The sequence below is a fragment of the Streptomyces sp. ISL-10 genome, assembly GCF_018614575.1.
GTDB lineage: Bacteria > Actinomycetota > Actinomycetes > Streptomycetales > Streptomycetaceae > Streptomyces.
Genome location: NZ_JAGGOJ010000003.1, coordinates 366,284 through 392,972 on the forward strand (window position 1 = coordinate 366,284; position 26,689 = coordinate 392,972).

General features: G+C 72.3%; 19 protein-coding genes. 13 read left to right on the forward strand and 6 right to left on the reverse strand.

Annotation, left to right across the window (positions count from 1 at the left end):
- The first annotated feature begins 27 nt into the window (after positions 1-27).
- Complete coding sequence (locus J7E88_RS02575) at positions 28-1,443, forward strand: 8-oxoguanine deaminase (RefSeq protein ID WP_215176717.1); 1,416 nt, start codon at positions 28-30, stop codon at positions 1,441-1,443.
- A 248-nt stretch (positions 1,444-1,691) separates the two neighbouring features.
- Complete coding sequence (locus tag J7E88_RS02580; protein WP_215176719.1) at positions 1,692-3,131, forward strand: nucleobase:cation symporter-2 family protein; 1,440 nt, start codon at positions 1,692-1,694, stop codon at positions 3,129-3,131.
- 70 nt (positions 3,132-3,201) lie between these two features.
- Here the strand turns inward: J7E88_RS02580 and J7E88_RS02585 are convergent, their stop codons facing one another.
- Entirely contained in the window at positions 3,202-4,065 is an 864-nt protein-coding gene (locus J7E88_RS02585) for a chitosanase (protein ID WP_308307243.1), read from the reverse strand.
- Positions 4,066-4,210: 145 nt separating this feature from the next.
- Between J7E88_RS02585 and J7E88_RS02590 the strand changes: the two genes are divergently transcribed.
- From J7E88_RS02590 to J7E88_RS02605, 4 genes are all read left to right on the forward strand, one after another.
- Positions 4,211-4,495, forward strand: coding sequence for a DUF6879 family protein (locus J7E88_RS02590; RefSeq protein WP_215177528.1), 285 nt, complete (start codon positions 4,211-4,213; stop codon positions 4,493-4,495).
- Between the two features lie 2 nt (positions 4,496-4,497).
- The gene (locus tag J7E88_RS02595; protein WP_215176721.1) at positions 4,498-4,896 is read left to right on the forward strand and encodes an ACT domain-containing protein; all 399 of its coding nucleotides are present in this window, start codon (positions 4,498-4,500) and stop codon (positions 4,894-4,896) included.
- 198 nt (positions 4,897-5,094) lie between these two features.
- Positions 5,095-5,994 (forward strand): RNA polymerase sigma-70 factor, encoded by a 900-nt coding sequence (locus J7E88_RS02600; protein ID WP_215176723.1) that lies wholly within the window; start codon positions 5,095-5,097, stop codon positions 5,992-5,994.
- A 120-nt stretch (positions 5,995-6,114) separates the two neighbouring features.
- Complete coding sequence (locus tag J7E88_RS02605) at positions 6,115-6,918, forward strand: SDR family oxidoreductase (protein ID WP_215176725.1); 804 nt, start codon at positions 6,115-6,117, stop codon at positions 6,916-6,918.
- 357 nt (positions 6,919-7,275) lie between these two features.
- Here J7E88_RS02605 and J7E88_RS02610 read toward each other — a convergent pair whose 3' ends face one another.
- Complete coding sequence (locus tag J7E88_RS02610) at positions 7,276-7,905, reverse strand: TIGR03086 family metal-binding protein (RefSeq protein WP_215176733.1); 630 nt, start codon at positions 7,903-7,905, stop codon at positions 7,276-7,278.
- Between the two features lie 140 nt (positions 7,906-8,045).
- On the opposite strand from J7E88_RS02610, the gene J7E88_RS02615 reads away from it, so the two are divergent.
- Entirely contained in the window at positions 8,046-10,205 is a 2,160-nt protein-coding gene (locus J7E88_RS02615; protein WP_215176735.1) for a hypothetical protein, read from the forward strand.
- Positions 10,206-10,379: 174 nt separating this feature from the next.
- Here J7E88_RS02615 and J7E88_RS02620 read toward each other — a convergent pair whose 3' ends face one another.
- Complete coding sequence (locus J7E88_RS02620; RefSeq protein WP_215176737.1) at positions 10,380-10,601, reverse strand: hypothetical protein; 222 nt, start codon at positions 10,599-10,601, stop codon at positions 10,380-10,382.
- Between J7E88_RS02620 and J7E88_RS02625 the strand changes: the two genes are divergently transcribed.
- The 3 genes from J7E88_RS02625 to J7E88_RS02635 are packed head-to-tail and all read left to right on the forward strand — an operon-like array spanning position 10,594 to position 12,985.
- Positions 10,594-10,947: a hypothetical protein gene (locus tag J7E88_RS02625; protein ID WP_215176739.1), complete on the forward strand. Its 354-nt coding sequence runs from the start codon at positions 10,594-10,596 to the stop codon at positions 10,945-10,947. The two genes, J7E88_RS02620 and J7E88_RS02625, sit on opposite strands and share 8 nt — an antisense overlap.
- Positions 10,948-11,000: 53 nt before the next feature.
- Positions 11,001-11,690, forward strand: a complete 690-nt coding sequence (locus J7E88_RS02630; RefSeq protein WP_215176742.1) for a response regulator transcription factor — start codon at positions 11,001-11,003, stop codon at positions 11,688-11,690.
- Entirely contained in the window at positions 11,687-12,985 is a 1,299-nt protein-coding gene (locus tag J7E88_RS02635; protein ID WP_215176750.1) for a HAMP domain-containing sensor histidine kinase, read from the forward strand. The genes J7E88_RS02630 and J7E88_RS02635 overlap by 4 nt, the downstream gene beginning before the upstream one ends.
- Positions 12,986-12,994: 9 nt before the next feature.
- On the opposite strand, the gene J7E88_RS02640 is transcribed toward J7E88_RS02635, so the two are convergent.
- A complete protein-coding gene (locus J7E88_RS02640; RefSeq protein ID WP_215176752.1) occupies positions 12,995-13,843 on the reverse strand; it encodes a CAP domain-containing protein in 849 nt (282 codons plus the stop codon).
- Positions 13,844-14,110: 267 nt separating this feature from the next.
- On the opposite strand from J7E88_RS02640, the gene J7E88_RS02645 reads away from it, so the two are divergent.
- Together J7E88_RS02645 and J7E88_RS02650 are read left to right on the forward strand one after the other, a co-directional pair.
- Positions 14,111-15,064 (forward strand): fibronectin type III domain-containing protein, encoded by a 954-nt coding sequence (locus tag J7E88_RS02645; protein ID WP_215176754.1) that lies wholly within the window; start codon positions 14,111-14,113, stop codon positions 15,062-15,064.
- Positions 15,065-15,215: 151 nt separating this feature from the next.
- On the forward strand, positions 15,216-16,082 hold the full coding sequence (locus J7E88_RS02650) for a PhzF family phenazine biosynthesis protein (protein ID WP_215176756.1): 867 nt from the start codon (positions 15,216-15,218) through the stop codon (positions 16,080-16,082).
- Positions 16,083-16,194: 112 nt separating this feature from the next.
- On the opposite strand, the gene J7E88_RS02655 is transcribed toward J7E88_RS02650, so the two are convergent.
- Together J7E88_RS02655 and J7E88_RS02660 are read right to left on the reverse strand one after the other, a co-directional pair.
- Complete coding sequence (locus tag J7E88_RS02655; protein WP_215176758.1) at positions 16,195-18,477, reverse strand: UvrD-helicase domain-containing protein; 2,283 nt, start codon at positions 18,475-18,477, stop codon at positions 16,195-16,197.
- Entirely contained in the window at positions 18,477-25,388 is a 6,912-nt protein-coding gene (locus tag J7E88_RS02660) for a DEAD/DEAH box helicase (RefSeq protein ID WP_215176765.1), read from the reverse strand. Before J7E88_RS02660 ends, J7E88_RS02655 begins: the two co-directional genes overlap by 1 nt.
- Positions 25,389-25,578: 190 nt before the next feature.
- Here J7E88_RS02660 and J7E88_RS02665 point away from each other — a divergent pair, with 190 nt between their 5' ends.
- A complete protein-coding gene (locus tag J7E88_RS02665; protein ID WP_215176768.1) occupies positions 25,579-26,682 on the forward strand; it encodes a beta family protein in 1,104 nt (367 codons plus the stop codon).
- Positions 26,683-26,689 lie beyond the last annotated feature (7 nt).

Consider the following 26,689-nt stretch of genomic DNA (forward strand, 5'->3'; position numbering starts at 1 on the left):
CATCCCGAGACAGAAGAAGGAAGCACCATGGCACCTTCGGCAGCCCACGACGGCGCGACGGACAGCAGCGCCGTCGAGCGCATCGTCATCGAGAACTGTGCGATCGCGACGGTCGACGCCGACGACACCGAGTACGCCTCGGGCCACATCGTCGTCGCCGGCAACCGGATCGAGTCGGTCGGGGCAGGACCCGCCCCCCAGGGCCTCGGACACGTCGTACGCCGCATCGACGGCACCGGCCACCTCGCGACACCGGGTCTGATCAACACCCACCACCACTTCTACCAGTGGATCACCAGGGGCCTGGCGACCGACCACAACCTCTTCAACTGGCTGGTCGCCCTCTACCCGACATGGGCGCGCATCGACGAGCCGATGGTTCGCGCCGCGGCCCAGGGCTCGCTGGCGATGATGGCCCGCGGCGGCGTCACCACCGCCATGGACCACCACTACGTCCACCCCCAGGGGTCCGGTGACCTGTCCGGCGCGATCATCGGCGCCGCACGGGAGATGGGGGTACGGTTCACCCTCGCCCGTGGCTCCATGGACCGTGGCACGTCGGACGGCGGCCTGCCGCCGGACTTCGCCGTCGAATCCCTCGAAGGCGCCCTCGCCGCCACCGAGGAGACCGTCGACAAGCACCACGACGCCTCCTTCGACGCGATGACGCAGGTCGCCGTCGCGCCCTGCTCGCCGTTCTCCGTGTCGACCGAACTCCTGCGCCAGGGGGCCGAACTGGCCCGCCGCAAGGGCGTGCGCCTGCACACCCACGGCTCGGAGACGGTCGAGGAGGAGGAGTTCTGCAAGGAGCTCTTCGGCATGGGGCCCACCGACTACTTCGAGTCGACCGGCTGGCTCGGCGAGGACGTGTGGATGGCGCACTGCGTCCACATGAACGACTCCGACATCGAGGCCTTCGCCCGCACGCGGACCGGTGTCGCCCACTGCCCGTCGTCCAACGCCCGTCTGGCCGCCGGCATCGCCCGCGTTCCCGACATGCTCAAGGCCGGTGTCCCGGTCGGACTCGGCGTCGACGGCACCGCCTCCAACGAGTCCGGCGAACTCCACACGGAGCTGCGCAACGCGCTGCTGATCAACCGGCTCGGCGCCCACCGCGAGGCCGCGCTGAACGCCCGGCAGGCGCTGCGGCTCGGCACCTACGGCGGCGCCCAGGTCCTCGGCCGCGCCACCCAGATCGGCTCACTGGAGTCCGGCAAGCTCGCCGACCTCGTGCTGTGGAAGCTCGACACGCTCGCGCACTCCTCCATCGCCGACCCGGTCGTCGCGCTGGTCTTCGGCGCGGCCGCTCCCGTATCGCTCTCCCTCGTCGACGGAAAGCCCGTGGTCGAGAACAGCCGGCTGACCACGGTGGACGAGGACGCCATCGCCCGCTCCACGCGGGACGAGGCACAGCGCCTCGCGCGGATCGCCGCGCAGGGCTGACCCAAGGAAGTCCGGCCGGGGGGGACGGCCCCCGGCCGGCGGCCGTGGACCCGAGCGGGGTCCACGGCAGCCCTCACCGGGGGGTGCGTGCGATAAAGGTGCGCGTCCCCCGGTGACGGTGACTCGTGTCGGCACATCTCGGCACGATCATTACCCGCATCACCGGCCCGGGCGCCCGGTATGTGCACGCCGCATCAACCGCATCGACAGCACCACCCGCACCACCTCCTTGACACCACATGTCCCCGATGACGTGTTACCCGACCGGAGGCACCGCCGTGGCCGCGCACACCTCGACCGCCGAGGCACCAGACCGGAAACATCCGGTCGACGAGACCCTTCCCCCCTTCAAGATGTTCACCACCGGGCTGCAGCATGTGGCAGCCATGTACGCGGGTGTGGTGGCCCCGCCGATGATCGTGGGCCCCGCCGTGGGCCTCGACGCCAAGGACACCGCGTTCCTCATGGGCGCGTCCCTGTTCACCGCCGGTATCGCGACGCTGCTGCAGACACTGGGCTTCTGGCGCGTCGGCGCCCGGCTCCCGTTCGTCAACGGCGTCTCCTTCGCCGGGGTGACACCGATGGTCGCCATCGGCAGGGACCGCGGATACGACGGCATCGCCGTCATCTTCGGCGCGATCATCGTCGCCAGCGTCCTGGGCTTCGTCCTGACCCCGTACTTCTCCAAACTCGTCCGCTTCTTCCCGCCCGTCGTCACCGGCACCGTCATCACCCTGATAGGTGTCTCGCTGCTGCCCGTGGCCTTCAACTGGTCGCAGGGCGGCAACTCCACGGCCGACGACTACGGTTCGATGAAGAACATCGGCATGGCGGCGCTCACGTTCGTCGTCGTGCTCGCCCTGCGCAAGTTCCTGCGCGGTTTCCTCCAGCAGATCGCGATCCTGCTCGGTCTCGTCGTCGGCACCGTCGTCGCCCTGCCGCTGGGCATGGCCAACCTCGACGCGATCAAGGACGCCGACGTCATTGGCTTCCCGACGCCGTTCCACTTCGGCGCTCCGCAGTTCGAGATCGCCGCGATCGTCTCCATGTGCATCGTGATGCTGGTGTGCATGACGGAGTCCACGGCCGACATGCTGGCGCTCGGCCGGATCGTGGGACGCCCCGCGGACGAGCGCACCATCGAGGGCGGTCTGCGTGCCGACACGCTCGGCTCGGCCGTCAGCCCGCTGTTCAACGGCTTCATGTGCAGTGCCTTCGCCCAGAACATCGGGCTCGTCGCGATGACGAAGGTGCGCAGCCGCTTCGTCGTCGCCGCGGGCGGCGGCATCCTCATCCTGCTCGGCCTGTGCCCGGTCGCCGCCTCCGTGATCGCCCTCGTTCCGCTGCCGGTCCTCGGCGGCGCCGGCATCGTGCTGTTCGGCACGGTCGCGGCGAGCGGCATGCAGACCCTGGCGACGGCGGCGCTGGAGAAGGGGGAGAACGCGCTGATCGTGGCCGCAGCCGTCGGCATCGGACTGATCCCGATCGCGGCGCCGGAGTTCTACCACGCCTTCCCGAAGGACCTGCTGGTCGTGCTGGACTCGGGCATCTCCACCGGGTGCATCGTGGCGATCGTGCTGAACCTGGCCTTCAACCACCTGGGCGCCAAGGCCGGTTCGCAGGAGGATTCACCGGAGGAGGCGGCGGCCGGATCCGGCGAGGTGGCGGCTCCGGCCGCCGTGCACTGAGCCGGCTTCCGATGCGACGGGCGGCCCGGGGAGATCTCCCCGGGCCGCCCGTCCGCACATCGCCGCCGCGTCAGCCGATGTGGAAGCTGTCGCCGTATACCTTCCAGTCCAGCGGCGTGTTCAGGGCGAGATTGCCCTTGTTGAGGAAGACCCGCTGGGCGGTGTCCACCCGGCTGGTGTCCTCGTGCGCCGCCTCCTGCTTCATCGCCCACACGCGGGCGTCGAGGAAGGCGTGCAGATACGCCTTCTCGTCGCCGCCCTGCGCCGGTGACTTCGCCTTCGCCAGCGCCTTGCGCCGGATGCTGCCGAAGCTGGTGCTGTCGCCGCCGTCGCCGTGCATCACGATGGCGTCGTAGTAGATGAACTGCCCGAGAACGCCCACGCCGTCCTGCTTGCCCCGCCGCACGGCCGGGTCGAAATAGACGCGGTCGCGTTCGTCGTTCTGTGCCTTCTTGAACGCCGGGTCCCCGGCCGCCTTGCGCCAGTCGCGCGTGAAGCCCGGGTCGAGGCCCTCGTGCGAGTCGGTGCCGTCGACCTTCCGCAGTGCGGGCAGGTACTTCGCCAGCACGTTGCCCGGCTTGCGCTGGGTGTAGAGCTCGACGAGGTCGAGCATGTCGCCGGTGCCGGAGCAGAAACCGATGATGCCCGCGGTGTAACCGCGGCCGTCTCCTATGTCCTCGATGTACCTGTACTGGGCTTTCCAGTCCAGCGAGGAGTTCTCCGCGCTGGAGACGAGCTGCATGGCGATGTCCTTCTTCACCGGGTCGTCCAGCCCGACGGCGGCCGGCGCGGCGGCCGGCCGGTGCTGTGGCGGGTACTGTTCCGCCGCGCCCGCCGCGACGGCGGTGGCGGGCAGGGCGACGAGGACCGCTCCGAGCACCACGCGCGGGAGGAGCCCGAGCCGGTTGCGGATGCGCTTGTGGGAGGTGGGCACCGTGCCTCCATAGGGAATACGACGGGGAGTTGCACTGTTAGGAAACTTTCCTACCAGCTCGCCCCGGCCGCGTACACCCCTGGGCGGCACCCAATGCGGCGCCGTGGCGGACATCGCGCGTCCCCCCGGCGCCGTCACAGCCGGCATGGCGAGTCCGAAGCCCGTGCCGAGCAGCGGGATCGCCGGCAGCGCATCGGCGCCGTACGAACCGTTCGGCGACGCCTGGGCGAACAGCGCCGGTCCGGCCGCGATCGGGCCGAGCCCCGCATGCAGCACCGCACGCGGCCCGTGGTGCGACGAGCGCCGCGAACAGACCGCTCTCGGCGAGCGGTTCGAGCGCGTCCGTATCATCGACGACCCGCACACCCCCGGTGAGCAGCGGACGAACCTCACGCGTGCTGGTCGTGACGCCCCGCGCGTAGTGTGGTGATCATGACTGGCGAGACCGACCTGCCGAAACTGCTGAGCGGCATGCGCCCGGTGCTGAAGGCGGGCCGTTATGTGTTCACCACCGTCGAGGACCGTGTGCCCTCCGGTATCACCCCGGTGGTCACAGTCGCGGAGGACGAGGGCCTGACCCTGGTCGTACGGCGCGAAGAGGCGGACGCGGCGAGGCTGGCGTACGACTACGTGGCCGGCTGGATCACGTTGCGCGTTCACTCCGCGCTCGAGGCGGTCGGGCTGACCGCCGTGGTCGCGCGGGAACTCGCCGACGCGGGCCTGAGCTGCAACGTCGTCGCCGGGTTCCACCACGACCACCTGTTCGTGCCCTACGAGCACGCTGACCGCGCGGTCGCCGTCCTGGAGGACCTGGCACGGCGCTCCGCCTGAGCCGACGGCGATGCCCGGGGTGCGCAGGTGTGGACCACAACATCCCGCATGTGGCCCGCGCTTGCCGGTCCGCAGCGTTCCAACCGACCCGCCCGGCCCTGCGTGGGGCGGCACGGTGCCGCACGTGGGCCGGTGTCCCACCGGCAGGGGCAACTACCTGCGCGCCGGATGCCTCCGCGCCTCTGGCAGGCTGAGCGCATGACGTCAGGCAAGACCGAGGAGTTCACCGCCCACCGCCCCAGGATGTTCGGCCTGGCGTACCGGTTGCTCGGCTCCGCCGAGGAGGCCGAGGATGCGGTGCAGGACGCCTATCTGCGCTGGAGCAGCGCCGACCGTGCGGCGATCGAGCACCCATGGGCCTGGCTCGCCAAGGTCGTCACCAACCTCTGCATCAACCGGCTCACCTCGGCCCGTGTGCAGCGTGAGCGGTACGTGGGACCGTGGCTGCCGGAACCGGTGTTCACGCAGGACGGTTCACTCGGCCCCCTGGAGTCCGCCGAGCAGCGCGAGGCGGTGTCGGCGGCGCTGCTGGTGCTGCTGGAGCGGCTCACGCCGACGGAGCGCGCGGTCTACGTTCTGCGCGAGGCGTTCGGCTACCGCCATCGGGACATCGCGGGGGTGCTTGAACTGAGCGAGGCCAACTGCCGTCAGATGTACCGCAGGGCGCTCCAGCGGGTGGCGACGCCGGAGACCCGCTTCACACCGGCCGCCGAGCGACAGCACGAACTCGTCGAGTCCTTCGTCCTGGCAGCACGCGAGGGCGATCTGGCAGGACTGGAGAAGCTGCTCGCCGAGGACGTCACCTGGTGGAGCGACGGCGGCGGCAAGGTCACCGCGGCCCGGCGCCCCATCATCGGCCGGGAGAAGGTGCTGCGCTTCCTGTGGGGCAGCACGCAGCGGTACGCGGGCGGCTGGGCCCTCGCGGCCGCCGAGGTCAACGGAGCGCCGTCGCTGGTGGCGCACGTGGCGGATCGGCTCATCGCCGTCGTCTCCTTCGAACTGCGCGACGGCGTCATCGCCCAGGCGCGGGTCGTTGTGAACCCGGACAAACTCGCGTTCGCGGGCCGGCAGTTCACCGCAATGGCCTCTGGGGCGTGACCCACGGGTGAGTGCGGCCACAAGGAGGGGGCTGTCACATTTCCGGGTGCTCGTCGGTTCTCCATGTGTGACGTGCGCTCCACCCGGGAGCGCACGCCCACCGAAGGGACGACAACTGCGATGACCACGATCCTGGTGACCGGCGGCACCGGAACGCTCGGCCGGCTCGTCACCGAGCGGCTGCGCGCCGGGGGCACCACCGAGGCCGGAGGCTCTGGAGCAGGGCACGAGGTACGGGTGCTGAGCCGGCACTCCCGGCCTTACGCCGTGGACCTGCGCGAGGGCACGGGGCTGGCCCCGGCCGTCGCCGGCGTGGACACCGTCGTGCACTGCGCGACCTCGCCGCGCGGCGGCGACGAGCAGGCGGCACGCCATCTGATCGAGGCGGCCCGCCGGGCCGGCGTGCGGCATCTGGTGTACATCTCGATCGTCGGCGTCGACCAGGTGCCGCTCGGCTATTACCGGACCAAGCTCGCCGTCGAGAGGCTGGTCGAGGAGTCGGGTCTCGGCTGGACCGTGCTGCGCACGACGCAGTTCCACGACCTGGTGCTCCAGGTGCTGCGGAGCTCGGCGAAGCTGCCGGCCATGCTGCTCCCGGCGGGGGTCGCCGCCCAGCCGATCGAGGTGACGGAGGTCGCTGCCCGGCTGGCCGAACTCGCGACCGGGGTGCCCGCGATGGGGGTCCCCCCGGCCGGGGGCTGGGGGAGGGTGCCGGACATGGGCGGCCCCGAGGTCCGTACGTTCCCGGAGCTGGCCCGGGCCTATCTGCGCGCGAGCGCACGACGCCGGCCCCTGTTGAACGTGCGCCTGGCAGGCAAGGCCTACCACGGGTTCCGGGCGGGCGGGCATCTGACGCCGGAGAGGGCCGTGGGAAAGGTGACGTTCGAGCAGTTCCTGGCGGAACGCTTTCCTGCGCGGAGCTGACGCCCAGGTGGGGTGCGGGGCGCCCGGGGTGGGCCGCATCCGACGTGCGCATCGGCGGGCGCAAGGTAGCGGATGCGCTTCCGGCACGGGAGGTGTCCCCGGCCCCGGCCACCCGCGGACCGCCGCCCTGCGGGCGGACGGCGACAGTTTGCGAGCACACCCCGAGCGGCGAGCCGGCCCGCTGCGGCGACCGGTGACCGCCCTCGGACGACCGTGGGTGACCGGTCCAGGCCCGCTGCGGCGACCGGCGACCGGCGACCGTGACCGGTGACCCCAGGCCCGCTGCGGCGACCCGCGACCGCGGACCCGCGACAGCGAGGGGCGACCCGCGACCGGTCCCGTCCCGGCCTCCGCCCGTCAGCGTGCGTCCGCCGGAGTCCAGTCCGGGCGGCGGCCGCTGAGGCCCACGATCCGGTCCAGCATCGGCGCGCTGTCCGGCACGGGCACCACAGGGCCGAAAATGCTCTCCCGCAGCTCGTCGTCGCCCGCCGGGGTCAGCATCTCCCGCGACACGGCCATGCTCGCCTCGTCGGGGGCGTAAGCAAGGCCCGTGGCGCGCGCCAGGTCCCAGCCGTGGATGACGAGCTCGTTCAGCGCCACGCGGCCCGCCACGGCGCCCGGCAGCGTGACGCCGCCCGCCTGGGTCATGCCCTCCCACGCGTCCGGCTCGCGCCAGGCCTGGACCAGTTCGTCCAGGCGACGGGGAATCGCGGTGCGCCAGTCGTCGGGCAGGACCGGCAGCTCCGCGTCCGGGCTGGTCCCGGTCGTGGGGCCCAGATCCTTGCGCCCTGCGTCGCGGAAGGCCGTGGCCAGCCCGTGGATGTGGGCCAGGATCTCCCGTACGGCGTACGCCGGGCACGGCGTCGGATCGCCCAGCCGATCGTCGCCGATCTCGGGGAGGAGATTCACGATGCCGTCGGCGGCGGGCCGGAGGTCGGGTACGGCGGGGGTCGCCCCCGAGGCAGCAGAGGTGGCAGAAGCAGTCATGCAGTGCTGACCGCTCGCGGCGCCCGAACTCATCGGCACCCTGCCCCGGCACCGGCAGGTGGGCCGGTCGCTCGCTCGATCGGGCTACCCCACGTCCGGTGGACCCGCGCGCACCCCGCCCGGTTCCATACGCTCCCCGCGTGACTCGTACCACTGCGCTGAACACCGGACTCGACGACTTCCTCGCCTGGGCCGCCCGGGAGCGGGGCACCGCCCTGCCCGTCCGCCCCGCGGACGCGGTACTGACCCTGCTCGCGCTGCGCGGAGCCGACCGCAGGAGCGGCGTGCCCGAACCGACACCGCAGCTGGTCGCCCAGGTGCTCCACGAGGACCTGCCCGAGCTGCTGTGGGCGTCCGACGACGAACTGGCCGCCGTACCCGCCGTGCTCACCGCGCTCGCCGACCGCGTCCGCGCGGTGGGCCGCCTCAACGCCAAACGCCACACCCGCCTGCTCGCGGCGATCGACGAGGCCGTGCCCGGCTTCCGTACCGCCATGGCGGACCCGGCCCGGCTGACCTGGCCGCGCTGGTACGCGTCGCTGCTGAGGGCCGACGGCACGGACCCGGACAACGCCGACGCCGTACGCGCCTGGCTCGACGCCTACGAGCGCACGCCACACGCCGAGCGGCCCGCGCTGCCCGAGTCCCAGCACCGCTTCGAGATGGCCGGCCGGACCTTCGCCACCCGCGCACGGCTCGCCGAGTCGCTGCTCGCCGCGTTCGCACGGGACACCGCCGTCACCTCCCCGGCCGATCGGCTGCTCCCCGCCCCGCCTCTCGACGCCGACCGGCCCGACGACGCGCTCGGCACCGAACTGGAACGCATCGCGGACGCCTTGACGGACCGCTGGACCGCCACCGGTCTGACCCAGGCGCTCGCCGGACCGCACGCCGGCCTGGCGCCGAGCCCCGAGGCGCTGCCCCACGCGGCCCTCGCGGACCGCATGCTCGACGAACACCTCGACTACTACGGCGCGTCCTCGATCCCGCTGCCGCCCCCGGCCCGCGTGCCCGATCCCGAGGACATCCGGGCCCTGCTGCACGCCGCCCCGCTGCCGGCCGCCCTGGCCGCCGGCCAGGAGCTGGACGACGATCTGCGGGAGATCGCCGAACGCTGCGGACTTCCCGGGCCCGCCACCGCCGTCTGGGACGAGGGCACACCGCAGGAACTCGTCGAGCTGGCCGCCGACATCCTGGCCGCCCAGGTCGAACAGCTGCCCACCGTGACCGGCCCACAGGACAGCTGGTCCGTGGACGGCGCGCATCTCCTCTACGCCCTCTACGAACGCGGCTGCACTCCGGACTCGGTGGCCCGCAAGGCGTCCGACAGCGACTTCGCGGAGATCCCTCCAGAGCTGGAGGACGCCCCGGCCGGGGTGCCAGCCATCGCTCCGGCGGCCTACGAGACCCCGTCGCCCGAGGAGTTGTCGGCGCTGCTCGGGCTGCCCGGCCGCACCGGGGCGGACAGGGAGGAACTCGACCCTGTCGCACATTCCCTCGCCGCCCTCGTCGACCGCCTGGCCGAGACCGGCTGTGTCTTCCGCCGCGGCGACACCTATGGACTGACGCCGCTCGGCAGTGCCGTCATGCGGCATGTGATGGCCGCCGGACAGGTCACCGTCCCCGACGCGGACACCGTCGCGGGCTGGGACGCGGAACAGACCGTTGCCGCGGTACGCAACTGGCCCCCGCGGATCGCGGCGCGGACCCTCGCCGACTGGGCCGCCCGCAACGGGGGAGCGGACAGCGGCGAGGCGTGGGCGCCGTTGCTCGCCGCGGTCTCCGCGGCGAAGTCCCTCGACCTCCACGGGACCCGCGTCCGCGACTGCTTCGACCTTCTCGACCTGGCCGGCATCCCGGTCGCGGCCCTGCGCGCGGCCCTCGCCGACCCTGTGACCGGCGCCGAGGCCCGCCGCCTCCTGCTCGCGCGCGGCGAGGACGTCCGTGAGGAGAGCGTGCCGCCGAACGCCAGGGCGACGACCCTCGCCGAAAAGCTGGACCGGCTGTGGATGGCGGACATGCGCGCCTATGTGACGGAGCGCCATGAGGACGACGAGGCGCGGATTCCGGCCCTGGACGAGATCCCGCCGACGACGCTTCTGCCCGCCTTCGACGAGGAGTCCGCCGCGTGGCCGGGCGGGGCGCCGGCGCTGATCCGCGCACTGGCCGCGGCGGACCCCCTCACCGCCCACCGCACTCTGGTCTCCCTGCGGGACCACCATCGCGACAAGCAGGTGGCGGGCGCCGCGGCGCAGGCGCTGAAGCCCGCACGACGAGCGGTGAAGCGGGGCCACGGCTGACGGGGGCACCCGCCCGGAGCGGTCTCCCTGAGGTCGGGTCAGGGACGGCGGTCGGGTCAGGGACGGCGGTCGGGTCAGGGACGGCGGTCAGGGCAGGGACGGCGGTCGGGTCGGGAAAGGCGGTCCGGTCGGGAAAGGCGGTCCGGTCGGGAAAGGCGGTCCGGGGGGCCGGTGTCAGAACGACGTCTCCCGCACGCTCGCCCGGTCCGAGGGCTCCGTCGTGGCCGTGATCTCGGAGCGGTGGCGGCTCGCGGCGAACGTCACCGTCAGCGTCTCGGGCGCGCTCTGCGTCGTACTCGTGGTGAAACCCTCGTACGGCACGGCCGAGATCAGGCACACCCCGCCGCTCCCGTAACGCACCGTCGCCTTGCCGCCCTGGGACGAGATCGTGTGCACCCCCGAACCGCCCTCCTGGCACCCCTCGCCCGGGTCCGCCCCCGACGGCGCGGACGGCTCCGCCGACGGTGGCGGGGTCGTCCGGGACGCCGGAGTCGGCGTCACGGGGCGGGGCTTCGCGGTCGTGGGCGACGGGCTGGGCGCCGCGGTGCGGCTCGGTGTCGGCTTCGGTGTCGGCGAAGGGGTGGGGCGCGCGGACACCGAGGCGTGCGGCCCGGCCGCGAAGTCCTTCGGCGCCGACTGCGCGACGGGCGCGGTCGGGCGGGTCGAGCCCACCACGAAATGGATCGTGATCATGACGGCCGTGACGCTGGCCGCGGTGCACGACAGCCAGATCAGCAGGTAACGCAGGAGGCGGGACACGACACCATAGTGACGGACCGGCTAACGTGCCTGCCCATGGCCTGCGTACTTGTCGTCGAGGACGACCCCGTGATCCGTGCCGCCCTGATCGAGGTGCTGACCGGGCACGGGTATGCGGTCCGCACGGCCCACCAGGGCTTCGAGGCGCTCCGCGAGATCACCCAGGCCCCGCCCGACATCGTCGTACTCGACCTCGGACTGCCCGATCTGGACGGCCTCGACGTCCTGCGCATGATCCGGGGCATATCGCGCATTCCCGTCCTCGTCGCCACCGCGCGCGACGACGACCGGGAAGTCATCAGGCTCCTCAACGCGGGAGCGGACGACTACATGGTCAAACCCTTCTCCGGCGGCCAACTCGCCGCCCGCATCGCCGCCGTGCTGCGGCGTTCCGTGCCAGCGGGGCAGGCCCGCGACCGGCAGCCGGTCGTGCAGGTGGGCGACCTCAGGATCGACCCGCTCGCCCGCACCGCGCACCTCGCCGGCCGCGAGCTGAGCCTGACCCGCCGCGAGTTCGACCTGCTCGCCTACCTCGCGGCCAACGCGGACCAGGTCATGTCCCGCCGGCGCATACTCACCGAGGTGTGGCAGCAGCCGTATCTGGAGGATCAGACGGTGGACGTCCATCTCTCCGCTCTCCGCCGGAAACTGGGCGAAAGGGCCTCCCGGCCGCGCTACCTGCACACCGTGCGCGGTATCGGCATCAAACTGGTCACCTCGCCATGAGACGCGCGCTCGCGGGCATCGCCCTCGCCGTGACCTCCATGGTCGCGCTCTCCTTCCTCATACCGCTCGCCCTCCTCGTACGCGAACAGGCACGGGACCGCGTCACCACCGCGGCCGAACAGCGCGCCGGCGCACTGTCCCCCGTCCTCGCCCTGACCACGAAGCGCGCCGATGTTCAGCAGGCGGTGGCCGAGCTCGGCTCCCGCGACCGACTCGCCGTACGCCTCCCCGACGGAGAGCTCATCGGCACCCCGCATGCACCGGAGGAGGCGCTCGACCGCGCCGTGCGCAAGCGGGAGACGCTGGCCATCGACACCGCGGAGGGATGGGTCTACCTCCAGCCCGTCGTCCTGCCCGGGGACCGGGTCGCGGTCGTCGAGTCATACGTGCCGACCGCGGACCTCACGCGTGGCGTGGGCGCCTCGTGGGGCGTGATGTCCCTGCTCGCGCTCGGTCTGGTGGCCGGCTCGGTCCTGGTCGCCGACCGCCTCGGCGCCCGGGTCGTCCGCTCCTCACGCGGGCTCAAGAGCGCCTCACTCGCTCTGGGTTCCGGGGATCTCGACGTACGGGTGGAGCCGGACGGGCCGCCCGAGCTCCAGGAGGCCGGCGTCGCGTTCAACACCATGGCCGACCGCGTCGTCGAACTGCTCGCCGTCGAACGGGAGATGGTCGCCGACCTCTCGCACCGGCTGCGCACCCCGCTGACCGCGCTGTACCTGGAGGCGGATCTGATGAGCGGTACGCCCGGCGCACGGCGGATCACCGCGGCCGTCGGGCAGCTGGAAAGCGAACTGGACTCCATCATCACCGCCGCCCGTACCCCGCTCGCTGCCGGTCCGGCCGCCGGGGTGGTGCAGGGACGGCCGTGCGAGGTCACCGAAGTGGTCGCACTGCGCCTTGACTTCTGGTCCGTCCTCGCCACCCAGCAGAACCGGCTCTGCGAGCGCTCCTTCACCCCCCGGCCCACTCCCGTGCACTTCCCGGAGGACGACTTCGCCGCCGTCGTCGACGCCCTGATCGGCAACGTGTTCCGGCACACTCCGCAGGGCACCGCCTTCGCCGTACGGGTGGAGCGCACCGACCGGCACGTGGTGCTGACGGTGGACGACGCGGGCCCCGGCGTCGAGGACCCCGAGGCCGCGCTCACCCGGGGCGTGAGCGTCGGCGGCTCCACCGGCCTGGGCCTGGACATCGTGGCCCGCGCGGCGCACGCGGCCGACGGGGAACTGCGGATCACCCGGGGCCCGATGGGCGGAGCCCGGGTGCGGGTGTCGTTCGCGCTGGCGGATGTCTGAGGAGCGGGTCTACCGGCTCGCGCCGAAGTTCTGCGTCCACCACGGGCCGCCGTCGCCGAAGTGGACACCGATGCCCAGCTCATTGAAGGAGCAGTTGAGGATGTTGGCGCGGTGGCCCGGGCTCTGCATCCACGCGTCCATGACCGAGGCCGCGTCGGCCTGCCCGCGCGCTATGTTCTCGCCGAGCGTGGACCAGGCGTACCCGGCGGCCTCGACACGTGTGGTCATGGTGGAGCCGTCGGGGCCGGTGTGGGACATCACGCCGGAATCGGCCATCACGTCGCTGTAGTCGTCGGCTGCCTGCGTCAGCCGCTCGCTGGCGGTGACCGGTCCGCAACCGGCCGCGGCACGCTCCTCGTTGACGAGCGCGAGGACCTGCGCCTCGGGGCCGCTCGACGTGCCGTCGCCGGCCGCCCGGGTCGTACGGGAGGAGCCGTCCGGCGCGTCCGTGGTCCCACCCGTACCCGTGCCCGTGCCTGTTCCTGCGCGGTTGCCCGTGCCGGCCGCGCGCTTGGCCTCCGCCGACTGCTCGGACGGCGTCGCCGAGGGGCGCGCACTCTTCCTGGGCGTCGCCGGCTCGGTGCGGGTGGGTGCGGGCGTGCTCGCGCTCACCGAGGGCGAGGGGAGAGGGGAGGACGCGCCCGCGGCATCGGCGGCCGAGCCGCTCGCGGTGTCGGCGCCGTTGGCCGTCACCCGGTCCGCGGCCCTGCCCTGGTCACCGCCCGAGAAGGCGGTGACGCCTGCGCCTGCCGCGACCGTGATCGCACCGAGGGCCAGGGCGATGCCCCGTGCCCGAGGAGCGCCCTTGGGCCGGGCGTGGGAGCGGGACGGCTTTCGGTCTGCTCTGTGGGAACCCATGTGGAAGGCACCTCGGATGGTCGTTCGGCGGATGGTCGGTCCGACGAAAGATCCCGGCAGGTGCAACCGCGCCCACCGGGATTCGTGGGGGGTTGACGAGAGCGTAGGCGTAAGCCGCGCCCGCAGGGCGGTCCAAAAGCCCATCTTCAAGAAGTCATAAGAAAGCCATGAGGCTCAGGCAAGGTACGTCGGTCGGGAGCCTTGAAGTGGGGCGGCAGGTATGCCATATAGGTCTGGACCATTGCCGTCGTCCGCGGAGGCCCGACCGTGCAACGTCTCCCCACCCTGGCCGCGTTGGCCTGCCTCGCCGCTCTTCCGCTCGCCGCCTGCACGGGCGAGGCGAAGGACACCGAACCCCCCTCCACACCCGCCGGCGTCACCGCCCAGGCGGGCAGCGCCACCTCCGTCCACGTCATGTGGGACACCTCCTCCGACAACAAGGCGGTGACCGGGTACGAGGTGTACGAGAACGGCAGCCGGGTCACGACGCTGCCGGGGGCCAAGCACATGGTCGACGTCGACCGCCTGCGCCCGAAGACCGCGTACCGCTTCACCGTCCGTGCCCGCGACGCGGCCGGGAACCTCTCCCGGCCGAGCACGCCGATATCGGTGACCACACCGGCACAGGCCGCCGACGACCGCACGCCGCCGGCGCGCCCGACGGCAGTGCGCGGCACCACGGACGGTCCCCGGGCGGTGACGCTGATGTGGTCGCGGTCGGCCGACGACGCGGGCGTCACGTCGTACGACATCTACCAGGAGGACTCCCGCGTCCACAGCGTGCCCGGCACCCGGACGACAGCGCGCGTGACGGGACTGCGCCCGGGGACGGTCTACAGCTTCACGATCCGTGCCCGCGACGCCGCCGAGAACTCGTCCCCCGACAGCAGACCCGTCGACCTCACCACTGCGCCGGCCCCGGGCGACAAGGCCCCGAACACGTCCCCGACGTCCCTGCGGGCCGTGGCTCGCAAGGGAGCGATCGACCTGTCGTGGACGCCCCCGCGTACCGGCGGCCCGGTGCCCGAGCACCAGCTGTACCTGAACGGCAGCCTCGCGACGACGATCGTCTGGGGCGCGGAGCCACCGGCGGGAACGGCGACGTACACGATGACGGTCACCGACGCGCCGGGCACCCGCTACAGCGTCAAGCTCCGCGCGAAGCTCCCGGACGGCATGTGGGGCGACTTCTCGGCGCAGCGGACGGTGGTGGTGACGTAGCCGGCCTCGACACGCTGCCGGCGCAGCTGCCCGAATCCAGCTCGCCGCCACCGCCGACGAATCGCATGGGACGGCCTCGCTGGTCTCCGGCCGTGGATCACTTCCGCGGGCCGCGGGGAACAATCCGACTCGGCGGGCAGTTCCGGTGATCATGACAGCGAAGCATGAAGTCCTGCACTACACGGCGTTCTCCGGCGACCCGGACGGAGGGAACCCGGCCGGGGTCGTCCTCGACGCGTCGGGACTCGACGATGCCGCGATGCTCTCGATCGCGGCCGGTCTCGGGTACAGCGAGTCCGCGTTTCTCACCGCGCCGCCGGAAGGCCTCGGCGGGGAGCCGGGGCGTGCGTTCACCCTCCGGTACTTCAGCCCCAAGGCGGAGGTGCCGTTCTGCGGGCACGCCACGGTCGCCACGGCCGTGGCGCTGGGCGAGCGCATCGGGACGGGCGACCTCGTCTTCGCCACGCGGGCGGGCACGGTGCCGGTGACGGTGAGCGAGGCGGACGGGGAAGTGCGGGCGACGCTGACCACGGTGGAGCCGCACACGGAGTCGGTCACGGCAGCCGACCTCACCGAGGCCCTGGCCGCGCTCGACTGGCCGGCCACCGACCTGGACCCGGCCTTCCCGCCCCGCATCGCCTTCGCGGGCGCCCGCCACTTGGTGCTCGCCGCGGCGACCCGTGAACGACTGGCCGACCTGGCCTACGACTTCGCCCGCCTGGAGGCCCTGATGCACCGCCTCGACCTGACGACGGTCCAGCTGGTGTGGCGGGAGTCGGACACGGTCTTCCATGTGCGCGACCCGTTCCCGGTGGGCGGCGTGGTCGAGGACCCGGCGACGGGCGCGGCGGCGGGCGCGTTCGGCGCGTACGCCCGCGAACTGGGCCTGGTCCCCGAAGCGTCGGTCCTCACCCTCCACCAAGGCGAGGACCTGGGCCGCCCGGGGGTGCTGACGGTGGAGCTGAGGGAAGGGGACAAGCGGGTACGGGTGACGGGGACGGGGACGCGGATCGGCTGAGGAGGGGCCGCGCGGTGGACGATGCCGCGTTGAGGTCGGCAGCCCCGCCGACGCGGCCGGGCTCCAGCGCATGAGCACCCGCCGGCGGATGCTCCCTGCCCTCGGCCGGCACTCAATCGCGGCTGCCGGGGGTGAGCAACGGTTTCAGGAACTCGCTCGGTGTTCCGTGCCAGAAGATGTGCAAACTGTCCCGAGCCCGCGTCGCAGCGACGAACAGCAGCGACCGGGCCCGCTGCAACTCCCTGCGATGGCGCAAAGCGTCGACGGACTTCAGGCGCAGTACAGCCTCGCGGGGTACGAGCCCCTGTGCGACACCTGCGATGATCATCCGCTGGTACTCCAGACCCTTGAACCGGAACATCGTGCCGATGTGCACCCCCTCGTCACCGCGGGGGCCGTCCGGGCCGATCTCGATGGCACGGATGCCGAACTGCGCCAGCGAATAGGCTGCTTCCTGCGCCATGGCGTTGGTGGGGACGCAGATGCCGATCTGCTCCAGCGGGATGTCGTCCCACGCGGCGATCAGCGCCGCGATGCCCTCCCGCTCAGCCTCCCAGTCGACGTGCGGATGCAGGGCGGGCAGGCCGCCGCTCAGCACGGACCGGTAGCCCGCCAGGTTCTCCTCGTTGCCGTCCAGGTCGTCGAATGCCTCGCCGCTCAGTACGCCCAGCGCGGAGCCCAAAATCTGCCGCGTCGTGCGGTAGCTGAGCGACAACTTGGCACTACGGCCACGGATGTTGACACCGAGGCTGCCGAGTGTGACCTGGCTGCTGTAGATCCGCTGATGGGTGTCGCCGACGAGGAAGATGTCGTTGCGGTCCCGGCGGACCATCGCCCGCAGCATCTTCCAGTGGCCCGGCTGCAGGTCCTGCGCCTCGTCGACCACAATGTGCCGGTAGCGGGGGCGGAGCCTGCCGGCAGAGCTGTCCTGGAGATGGATGTTGTCCAGGCCGCCCGCTTCCTCCCGCTGCCGCTCGACGGCCTCGATGCGCTGCTCACGCTCGATCTCCAGCCGCGCCGCCCGTTCGGCGACCTGCGCCCAGGTCTGCCGCCCGAGCCCGTCGAGACGCTGGGCGAACCGCTCGGTCAGCTGCCAGATCTCGGCGCGCTCCAGCCGGGTGACGTTGCGTCCGCGGCCGGCCCTGCGGGCGCGGAAATAGTCCGTACGGGAGGTCACGGCCTGCCCCAGGATCACCTGCGTCCACTCGTCGTGCAGGAACTCCGCGTCCCAGCCCGTCTCGTCCAGCTCGTCGAGCATGGCCCGCCACTCGCGCAGGGCCTGGTTGTCGTCGATGGTCTGCTTGCTGCTGCCCGGCTCGGCCTCGCGCACCACGCGCAGCGCCAGCTGGTCGACATGGCTGATCTCGACGCGTGCCAGTAGCTCCTCGCCGCCCAGCTCCAGCAGCCGGGCCCGCAGGTCCGCGGCAAGGTTCTTGTTGTACGTGGTCAGCAGCACCGGCTTCGTACGCCCCGGCGGCAGTTGTGACGCGAGGTGCTTCACCCGGTGGAGTGCCACGATCGTCTTGCCGGTGCCCGGTCCACCGCCGACGCGTGCCGGTCCGGAGTAGTCACGCTCCACGAGCTTGGCCTGAGTCGGGTGGAGGAAGACCTTCCAGCGCCCGAAGTTGCCCCCTTCCAGTGCCTCGCGCAGCGCCTCGTCCGTGGTCGTGACCATGGTCGCCGGGCGCTCGGCGGCGGCCTGGAAATCCTCGGTGTCGACCGGCTCGGGGGCGGCGACCGGGGCCGTGATCTGGTCGAGGACATCGTCGTAGGACTTGCCGTCGAAGAGGGAGAGCAGTACCTCGCCTGTGAGCTGAGGGGCGTACTCGATCAGGCCGAGCAGCTGCTCCTCGGTGGTGAGTGTCCGCACCACCGGCAGCAGTGGCTGCGCCACACCGAGGTCGGTCAGTTGCTCGTCGGTGAAGTGGGCGAACAGCGGCGCGGACACCGGTGGCTGCTCCACCGGCGCCGGCGCAGGGGCGGGAGCGGGGGCCTGCACCTCGGGAGCCTGAGGAGCCTCGGGCGGCAGGAGCCGCCTGACGACGCTCTCTTCGACGACCTGGAGGTCGACGTACTCCAGCCCACCGGTGACCGGGTTGACCCCGTACGCGAGCCGGTCGAGGTTCGCGTACACGTCTTTGCGGTGCTTGACGGAGACGATCAGCCAGTCGTCGTCGGCGAGCCGCAGCAGCAGCGCCCGGTAGTCGTCGCTGATCCGCGCCGACCACAGACGGGTGTGGCCGGACAACTGCTTGAGCCGCAGCCCTGAAGAGCCGGGGCTCGCCTTGAACTTGTGCTGGAAGTCGTAGATCGCCCCCTTGACGGTGCGCGGGAGCTTCAGGATCTCCTTGTCGGCCTTGTCCAGCAGGCGCAGAGTCACGTTCGCCGCGCTCATCAGTGGGTGTCCCCCCGCATCGTCTCGTCGTGCTGTTCCTGTGCTGCGAGCCGGTCGGCCAGCTCCTTCGCCGTCCACGCCTCGGCCGGCCGGACCTCCCAGCCCGCCTCGGCGAAGGCACGGTCCCGGTCTTCGGCCTCCGCGTCCGGTTCGCCGTCGATCGGCCGGTGCGCGAGCACGACACCGATTTTCGCGTCGGGCCAGGCCAGTTCGGCCATCCACCCGCGGTCGTCGAGCTCGTAGCCGTCGTGCGGGGCAGGGACGCCGAGGGAGGCGAGAGCGACCGCCAGGAGCTCCAGCCCCGGCTCGTCCGGGTCCAGCAGCTCCAGCACCGCGTCCCAGCCGCCGTCCCGGGCGGCGCCCTGCGCGCCCTCGGTATCCGACCTCTTCACCGGTGCGAGGACCGGCTCCACCGGCGCCGCGACCAGCGGCGGCCTGCCGCTACCGGTTTCGGTTGTCGTCCCGTCCGCGGGCTCGTCGAGGACCGTCACCCGCGTCGACTCGAGCCAGCCCACGCCGCCCGCGACCGAGAACTCCTGTGCGGAAAAGCCCTCCAGCAGACCGGTCGTCAACTGGGCGCTGTCGCCGCCGCCGTGCTCGAGGAACTGCAGCAGATTGCTCCAGTACAGCCAGGCCCTCCAGCGCCGCTTGTGCCGCTCCTCGTCGGCCACGGCCGTCTCGCTGTCGTCGAGAACCGTGATCGCCGACCACACGGGCGGCGTCGACCTGGCGTCCGCGACGGCCACCACACGGCAGCCCGAGGCGTCCGTCGCGGCGAGCAGCCGCACCTTGCCGGGCTGGGCCTTGGGTGCCCGGCCGCGCAGCGCCGCCTCGATCTGCTCACCGACCGACTCGGCGGCAACGACCGCGGCCTGCGGCCGCGTGCCCATCAGACCCGCCACGGCGGCCTCGGCGCGCGCCGTCCAGCCGTCGGCGTCCGGCGAACGCAGATAGGCGATCAGCTGCTCCGCCGGATTGACCCACACCGTCTCGGCCAGCTCGCCGGGCAGGCCGCTGCGCACCTTGTCGTAGTACGCACGGGCCTGCCCGAGCGCCTCCTCGCCGTACGGCCGCCACACCGGGTCGGACGGCCCGGCGGGGGAGTAGCCCTTGTTCCGGAGGCGGGTGCGCCACTCCTTCACGTCGTAGTACGTCAGCTGGAAGACCCTCACGCCGTCCGCCCGCAGCCGCGCCCGCTTGGCCGCGTCGTCGGCCAGCCGGTTGTGCTTGGCGCTCGCGTGGAACTCGAAGCCGTCGAGATACAGGGCGAGTCGCGGGCCGGGTGCGTCGAGCCGCTCGAACAGCACGTCCGGGCGGGTGCCGTCGAGGACCCGCTGCTGGGACACCCGCCACCGCCGGGTAGCGCCGTCGGAGCCGGTGAGCCGCAGGTCGAGGGAGTACGTCCCGGCGGCCGTGGTGTAGGCGTCGGCGGCGGCCTTCGCCTCCGGCTGTCCGGCCCACTCCTTCAGCGTCTCGACGAACATGACCTCTAGGTCGGACTCGGCCTGCCGCTCCAGCGGGATCTGCTGGGTCGTGGGCACGCGGGTGGTCCGCCAGGCCTCGCCTTCCTTGCCCAGCAGCTCGTCGAGCATCTGACGGACCTCGTTGCGGCTGACCTTGTCGTAGTCGCCGGCCGGCACCCGGCGCAGCAGGCAGCGGTGGCAGCCGTCCTGCCCCTTCTCCTGGCAGGGGCAGCCGTCGATGACCTCGCGGGCCTTCAGCAGCACCTCGCGGAAGCCGTCGGCCGAGGCGAGCCGGTGCAGGTAGCCGGTGCCGCCGGGCAGCCGGTCGTAGACGACGAGGAAGCGCCGGGTCCAGTCCGAGTCGCCGCCGTCCGGCATCGATGCGGCCGCGATGTCGATGTGGTCCGGGTCGCCGCCGTACCGGGCGGCTATGCCCGCGAACAGTGCTGCCGTGAACGAGGCGAGCCGTTCGTGGGCGCGGGCGACTGACGCCGGCAGCAGGATGCGCACCGCTTCCGTGGTCAGCTCGTGCGCCAGCAGCAGTGGTACGTCCCGTCCCTTGCCCTGCTCCTCCCCGCCCGAGCCCTTGGTCCGGCGGCGCGGGCACCACAGCAGATGGTGGGCGCTGGCCCGGGTGCTCGCGGCGAGCGAGTCGGTCAGCGCCTCCTGCGGCCGGTCCGCGACCGGCCGCCCGTCGGCGGTCGCCCCGCCGCAACTGGCGCACACGTAGAACGGATTGATGCGCACGTCGTCACCCGCGAGCGGGACCGTGCTGGAGCCGTCCTGGCGGTCGAGGCCCAGATTCAGGGTGCGGATCACCGCCCGCCGCGTGAAGTCGACGCCGAACGTGGCCGTCTCATGCCGCCACGAGCCCGGCGCCAGACGGTCCGGATCGATGTCGACGGTGGTGAGCATGGCGTAGCGGCGGCGGTCGCGTTCGTCCCTGTCGTCCCGCACGCGGGCGTCGTCGCGCTTGTCGCGGGCGATGACGCGCCTCGGTTCCAGCACGTACTGCACACAGCCCGCGTCGGCGATCTCGCGGCCGCCGCAGCGAGGGCACGGCGAGGCGTCGGCCTGGGCGTTCTCGGTACGGGCGTAGCCGCAGGCCGGACACAGCCGCCACACCTGCCAGGCGCGACGCTCGGGGCTGCCGATGTCCAGGGCACGCACCTGGTGGCGGTAGCCGTTGACGTAGAAGCTGCTGCCGGGGGCGAGTTCGGCGAGGGCGAGGCGGCGGGAGCGCTCGTAGTCGCGGACCTCGCTGCGGTACGGCTTGCGCCGGACCTCACCCTGCCCGCCGCCTTCCTCCGCCTGTCCCTGCTCCTCCTCCGTCCAGTAGAGGGTGGCCTCCAACTGCGTGGTGGTGTCGGTGAGGCTGTAGTTGGGCAGCAGGCCGAGCTCCACCAGGGCGCCGTGCGCGCTCGAACGGCTCAGCTCACGCAGCAGGTCACCGGTCGTGCGCCGCTCGGCCAGCAACTCACGGTGCTCGCGGTCCTGTTCGGGATCGCTGCGGATCAGACGCTCCATCGCCGTGTCGATGGCTGCGATACGGCGCCGCAGCTCCTCGCGCCGGCCCGTCCAGTCCTCCTCGGCCTCCTGCAGGGTACGCACGATGCCGCCGGTCGCGTACGCCCGCAGCTCGTCGGCGGCGTGGGCCGTGACGCCTCCGTCGCCCCCCTTCTCCCTGTCGGCCTGGAACAGCTCAAGGAACTCCTCCACCAGGCGACCGCCGTGCGTGACCGCCGCGTCCGCCAGGTCCTGGCACCAGCCGGTGGTGCCGAACAGGGCGGACACCAGCCGTGGCACCGGCATCAGCCGCTCCCCGTCGGCGGTGGTGAGCCCGCCGCGGGCGGCGAGGTCCAGCAGATGCGCGGTGTACTGGCGGCGCAGGATCTCCACCGCGGAGAGGTAGCAGCCGGGCGGCACGATGTCGCCCGCGATCATCTCGCGCGGATCCTCGAGGTAGTACAGGTCGCGGGCCCTGCGCCCGCCGAACGCGACGATCAGCGCGTTGCCCGTGCGGCGTCCGGCGCGGCCCGCGCGCTGCACGTAGTTGGCCGGGCCCTTCGGCAGCGAGCCGAGCAGCACCGCCGACAGGTCGCCGATGTCGATGCCGAGCTCCAGTGTGGGCGTGCAGGACAGCACGTTCGGGTCGGTGTAGTGGGTGCCCGCGCGAAACGTGCGCTCGACACGCTCCCGTTCGGGCCGGGTCAGCATGCCGGTGTGCTCGGCGGTGACGACGCGGAAGGTGCCGCCGGTCAGATACAGCCGCCGGTAGTAGTCGTCCTTGTAGTCGCGGGCGCGCGAAGAACCGAAACCGCTCGAGCCGAGGCTGCTGCGCATGTCGACACCGGCCGAGGACGGGTCGCTCAGCGGAGCACGCAGCATGCCCTGGCACCGGTACCGCGCACAGGGGTGCCCGTACCAGCGGGTACGCCGCTCGGGCGGCACCACCTGCTGCCAGCCGCAGTCCATGCAGCTGACGAACGCCTTGTTGGCTGCCTCGTCGTCGAGCAGCCGCACCTCGATGTGCCCCGGCTGCAGCCCGTACACCCGGGTCGTACGGTCGGCCGCCGTACGCACCGACAGTGCCCGCTCGTCCACCAGCACGGGCAGCAGCCTGCGCAGGTATTCCGTCGCACCCGCCGCGTCCAGCCCGAGGCAGCGCCGCGTCCAGTCCTGGTACCAGCCCAGCCGGCCGGTCACCGAGTCGAACGCCGACCGGTCCTTCTGCCCGTCGAGCAGGAACCGCGGCGCGGCCATCCCCTCGGGGAACGCCGGCATCCCGTCCGGCCGGCCGCCCCAGATCTTGAACCGGGCCACACCCGCGTCCTTGATCCACGGCTCCAGCCACCGGTGCCGCAGCCCACCGCGGAGCCGGACGCGCTCCAACAGGCCGCGCACATAGGCCAGATACCGCTCCGACGTCGGTATCCCGCTGCCCACCAGCAGTTGCCCGGGCAGTGACAGGTGCAGATCGCGGGCGAGTGCCGTGATCCGCTCCGGCTCGTCGATCACGACCTCGGCGGCCGCCGTACGCGTCAGTTCCAGCGTGCGGCCCTGGCGCGAACGCAGGCCGAACTCCATCACCGTGGCGAACGCCAGCCGCTCCCCGATCAGCTTCCAGGTCCGGGCGTCACCCGTGCCCCGCCCGGACAACAGCCGGTCCACGCCCGGCTCGTCGTGCAGGTCAGGCGGTACCACGGCGGCGAGCGCCTGCGGATCGTCCACGGAGTCGAGGACGTTGCCGATCAGGTCGTTGAGCGCGGTCGGCGCACCCGACTCGTCCAGGTTGTGCGCCAGGAGCGAGCGCAGTGAGAACTTGTACGACGCGTTCGCCACATACCCGGCCCGGTGTGCCGCGTCCTGCGTCGAGTCGTTGAACAGCAGGGTCTTGCGCTCCTCCGGCACGAGCGCGATGTCGCCGCCGGTGAACAACTGCGTGACCGTAGCGGAGGCGAGAGCGGCGAGCGCGGTGCCGAGGAAGCGGATGCCGTTGTCCGTGTTGCAGGCCGGGCAGCGGTCGTCGAGCGCCGCCTTGTCCGCCGACTTCTTGTCCGTGATCGCCAGCGCGAACCAGGCGTCCTGAAGCTCTTGTGCATCCTGCACCATGGGCAGCCGGTAGGTGCCCTGCGCGCCGTCCAGCACCACCACGGACAGCGGGTCGGCGGCGCCGGACCTCGGCTTCGCGCCGGTCAGCGCGTTGAGCGCTTCCTCCGCCTCCGCCCGGGTGGCTGCGATGAAATAGCGGATACGCCGCTTGTCACGGCCGAGTCCGGCCCGCCACACCTTGTCCTGCGTCATCACGAGCTGCTGCGGATCGGCCTCCGGCGACAGCGCCGCCCAGCCCGAGCGCCCGCAGTTGCGGCAGTACACCGCGGGCAGCGAGGCCACGGCCGGACGCAGCGCCGTGTCCGTGCCCGGCATCGGCTGTGGGCGGCGCGCGTCCGAGGCAAGGCTGCCCGAGTCCTCGCCGTCGGCCCCCGCCGCGGGCCCGGCCGCCAGCGCCGCACGCCGCGCGGCGGTCCGGTCGTCCTCGTACCACCGGAACTCCGGTGTCGGCCCCACACCGCGCAGCACCCGGCTCACCGGACGCACCCACAGATGCGCCTCGATGTGCAGCAGCGGTCTCGGCCGCTGCTCGTCCGACTCGGGATCCCGGGCCGCCGACAGCAGGGCCACGAACCGCGACAGGGCCTGCAACGCCAGCCGTGGGTTCTCCCTGGCGGTGCGCCCCCAGGCGTACCCGAAGCCGCCCAGCCGCTCGCGCAGCTCCCACTCACCGAGCGGGTCGCCGCCCAGCAGCTGGAGCACCTTGTGCGTGAAGTCGTGCCGCTTGAGCATCCTGCCGATCTGGAACGCGCTCAGCCCGCGCCGCTCCAGCAGCCGCTCCGCCAGCCCGTCCAGGTCCAGCAGATCCGGATGCGCCTCCACGCCGGGACCGCCGGACGCTTCGATGACTTCCTTGGGGTCGGGCGGCTCCGGCAGTTCGTAGTCCACCTCACCGGCGAACTGCTCGGCGGTCATCCGCTCCTCGCCGACCACCGCGTCCGGAGTGAACTCCACCCCGAACACCTGCGCCGCGACGTCGAGGATGCCGCCCTGTGCCCGGCCGTTCGTCCCGCCCGGCCTGCCTTCCCCGAGTGTCGCGGAGGTCGCTACCGGACAGATACCGCCCAGCGGACGCCCCTTGGCGCCGCCCTGCCCGGTCGCCGCCGCGAGCCTGCGCAGCAGCATCGCCACATCGGTGCCCTGCGCGCCGTCATAGGTGTGGAACTCGTCCAGCACCACATACGCGATCGCGGCGTCCTGCCACAGCGGCAGGTCCTCGCCGCGCTGCAGCAGCAGGTCGAGCATCTTGTAGTTGGTGATCAGCACGTCGGGCGGGTTGACCCGCATCTCCTCGCGCCGCGTCATCACCCGCCGGAAGTCGGTGTCCGGCCGGTCCCCGATGTAGAGCCCGGCCGTCACCTGCGCCAGCTCCGGCTGCGTCAGGTAGTCCCCGATCCGCCCCGCCTGGTCGGTGGCCAGCGCGTTCATCGGGTACAGCAGCACGGCCTTCACGCCGCGCCGCCCGAGCGCCTTCTGCCGGCGGCAGTGGTCCAGGACCGGCACCAGGAACGACTCGGTCTTGCCCGACCCCGTCCCCGTCGTGATCAACGTGGGTTGGGCAGGCCCGTGCAGGGTGCTCAGCCGCTCCCACGCCTTCGCCTGGTGGCGGTACGGGGCGAAGCCCGGCACCCAGTCCAGATGCCGCTGCCACCCGTCGGCGGCCGCGTGGAACGGTGTCCGGATCCGCAGATACGGCCCCCGGAAGATCCCGCCCTCCGGGTCGCCCAGGAACCGCTCCAGCGCCAGTCGGGTGTCCTCCTCGGCGAGGGCGTACGTCGTCGTGAGGTACTGGGTGAGACTGCCCCGCAGCTGCGCGGCGGCCAGCGTCGGCCTCACGTGGTGCCCCCTCGGTCCTGCGGCATGCGGGTGAACTGGATCAACCGTATACGCGACCCCGGACATCGTGACCCGTATCCCCGATGACGGGATATCGCCACTGGCCTGAAAGGCGCCCTTTCGCCCCGAACTGTCTGCCTTCACTCTGCCAGCAGGGTCGATACCGAGCCATGGCCGTGGGGGAGCCGCGATGGTCGAGCCGCTGTACGTACCCGTCCTGCCGATGCGGCGCTCCGCCGTAACCGCCTACGGGCAACTGCACCCGCGGCTGCGCCGGCACATCGCACCCCTGTGGACCGTCCCGCCGCACTCCGGTCCCGAGCGCACCCGCGGCACTCCGGCAGCCCTGCACCCGGACCCCGACGACACCGGGCGAGAACTGCACCGATGGCTCACGCCCCGGGCCGACCACCTCATCGAGGCGACCGACGGGCTGCCGGGCTGGGTGGACGCCGCCCACGTAGAAGGCGAGGTCCACGGCGCGGCGGTCGCGCTGTGGCACCTCGCCACCCGCAGCCGTCTCACCCTTGTCACGGGACCGGAACGGCACCCGACGCTCCAGCGCTACACGGCGGACCTGGCCTTCGCCGGCGGCCGGGGCCTCGGCATACGGGTTCTCGTCGACGAACCGCCCGACGAGCCGTGCACCTCGCAGATGCTGGACCTCGTCTCCCGGCTGTGCGCGCCGCCGGCACACCTCGACCTGCTCCTGGACGTCGGAGCGGTGAACGACCTCGCCGAGGCCGGCAAGCGGTCTCTCATGGCGCTGGACCTGCTCGCCGCCCTGATGCCCTGGCGCAGCGTGACGCTGCTCGCGGGCGCGTGGCCCGAGCACGAACCAGCCCGCGAACCGGCGCTCTTCACACCACCCCGGCTCGACCAGGCCCTCCACGCGCAGGTCCGCGCCGCACGGCCCCGGCAGCGACTGCACTACGGCGACTATTCGGTCGAGCACGTCCGCAGTGCGAACCGACCCGCCGACTCCGGCCGGTACGGACCCCCGTGGAGCCTGCTGCGCTACACCTTCCCCGACCGCTTCCTCGTCGCCCGGGCATCCACCCGCGGCCCCGAACGCGCCGACCAGGTCCGCTCGACGGCCCGCCGCATCGTCGAGCACGAGTCGTACCGCCGCGAGCCCTCGTCCCACCGCGGCGCCGCAGAGGACTGGCTCGAGTCCTGCGCGTACGGCGCCGGGCCGGCCGGAACGGGCACTCCCGAGACCTGGGCGCGGATCGGCCACGCCCAGCACCTCACATACGTCACCAGGCGTCTGACGGACGGTGACAGCGCCTGAGCGGCCT